The following is a 1,077-nucleotide window of genomic DNA, read 5'->3' on the forward strand; positions in this document are numbered from 1 at the left end:
GGGGACGGTGAACGGCTTGATCTCGTTGACGAACTCCGTCTCGATCCAGCGGGTGTGGACCCGGAACGGGTCCGCCGTGAACGCCGGGTCGGCGACGACCGCACGGTGGAAGGGGATGGCCGTGGCCATGCCCTCGACGTTGAACTCCGCGAGCGCGCGCGCCGCGCGCTGCAGCGCCTGCTCGCGGGTCGCGCCGGTCACGATCAGCTTGGCGAGGAGGGAGTCCCACGCCGGGCCGATCACGGAGCCGGTCTCCACACCCGCGTCCAGCCGCACACCGGGGCCGCTGGGCGGGGCGAAGGCGGTGACGGTGCCGGGCGCCGGGAGGAAGCCCCGGCCCGGGTCCTCGCCGTTGATCCGGAACTCGAACGAGTGACCGCGCACGGCCGGGTCGTCGTAGCCCAGCTCCTCGCCGTCGGCGATACGGAACATCTCGCGGACCAGGTCGATGCCGGTGACCTCCTCGGTCACCGGGTGCTCGACCTGGAGGCGGGTGTTGACCTCCAGGAAGGAGATCGTGCCGTCGACACCGACGAGGAACTCGACGGTGCCGGCGCCGACGTAACCGGCCTCCTTGAGGATGGCCTTCGACGCGCGGTACAGCTCCGCGTTCTGAGCCTTTGACAGGAAGGGCGCGGGGGCCTCCTCCACCAGCTTCTGGTGACGGCGCTGGAGTGAGCAGTCACGCGTCGAGACGACCACCACGTTGCCGTGGGTGTCGGCCAGGCACTGGGTCTCGACGTGGCGCGGCTTGTCGAGGTAGCGCTCGACGAAGCACTCGCCGCGGCCGAAGGCGGCGACGGCCTCGCGGACCGCCGAGTCGTACAGCTCCGGCACCTCTTCGAGGGTGCGGGCGACCTTCAGGCCGCGACCGCCACCGCCGAAGGCGGCCTTGATGGCGATCGGCAGCCCGTGCTCCCGGGCGAACGTCACGACCTCGTCGGCGCCGGACACCGGGTCCGGGGTGCCGGCGACCAGCGGGGCGCCGGCGCGCTGGGCGATATGACGGGCGGCGACCTTGTCACCGAGGTCGCGGATCGCCTGCGGCGGCGGGCCGATCCAGGTCAGTCCGGCGTC

General features: G+C 72.1%; 1 protein-coding gene. It reads right to left on the bottom strand.

Features of this window, described 5'->3' with window-relative positions; genetic code table 11:
- The coding region (locus tag ACWD01_RS37550) for an acetyl-CoA carboxylase biotin carboxylase subunit (RefSeq protein WP_451168481.1) at positions 1-1,077 on the bottom strand (1,077 nt) is incomplete at both ends.

The organism is Streptomyces sp. NPDC002835 (assembly GCF_053591995.1).